The sequence below is a fragment of the Streptomyces boetiae genome (assembly GCF_031845405.1).
Classification (GTDB): Bacteria; Actinomycetota; Actinomycetes; order Streptomycetales; family Streptomycetaceae; genus Streptomyces; species Streptomyces boetiae.
Genome location: NZ_JAVREN010000106.1, coordinates 1 through 742, shown reverse-complemented (window position 1 = coordinate 742; position 742 = coordinate 1). Strand labels below are relative to the sequence as shown.

General features: G+C 79.2%; 1 pseudogene. It reads left to right on the top strand.

Annotated features, from left to right (window positions below):
- A pseudogene (locus RM780_RS27575) lies at positions 1-220 on the top strand (hypothetical protein); the annotation flags it as partial.
- Positions 221-742: the final 522 nt, after the last annotated feature.

Below are 742 nucleotides of genomic sequence, written 5' to 3'. Positions count from 1 at the left end.
ACCCCGGACCCCCGGCCCCCGCCCGCAGTTCGCGGCGGCCGTCTCGGGCATCGTGATGGCGGTGGCGGCCCTGGTGATCGTGGCCGCGACGTACACGGTCCAGCTCGTCTACAAGGACTACTACGACTGCGTCTCCGACTCCCTGACGGCCCCCTCCCGCGAAGCCTGCGAAGACCTCCTGCCGGAGCGCCTGCGCCCGGTCCTGGGCGAGCAGGAGTAGCCCCTGCCGGAGGCAGGCCGACGAGCGCGCGGCAGTGTCCGCGGTCGGCGCCAGGCCCTTCCGCCCCCTGCGAACCCCCCGCCGGGGGCGGCCGGGGGCGGCGATGCCCCTCGGCGGTGCCAGGGACGTCCGGGCGCTGCGGCGCTCCGCCGGGGCGGGACGTTCGCGGAGCAGCCGGGCGACCGGCGATGCCCGCCGGGCGGTGCCACGCGCGTCCGCGCGCCGGGGGCGTTGGGCGCGCCGGTACGCCGGGCGCAACGCGGTTGCCCCGGGCCGTCGTCGAAGCGGGCCGCTGTCGGGCGGCGTTCGGGAGCCGCGCGCGCCGGGCCGGTTCACCGCGCGGCGACGTGGCGCGTTCGCCTTCCCGCGCCACCGCGAACCCCAGGGGGCGCGCCCGCCCGGGATCGGGGGCGTCGGCCAACGTCCGACAGCCGCCCAGCGCGGCGTCAGTCCTCCGGGGGGATGTCCGGGACGAGGGTGCCGGAGCGTTTGCGGAGGGCGGACCAGCGGGTGGTGCGGGGG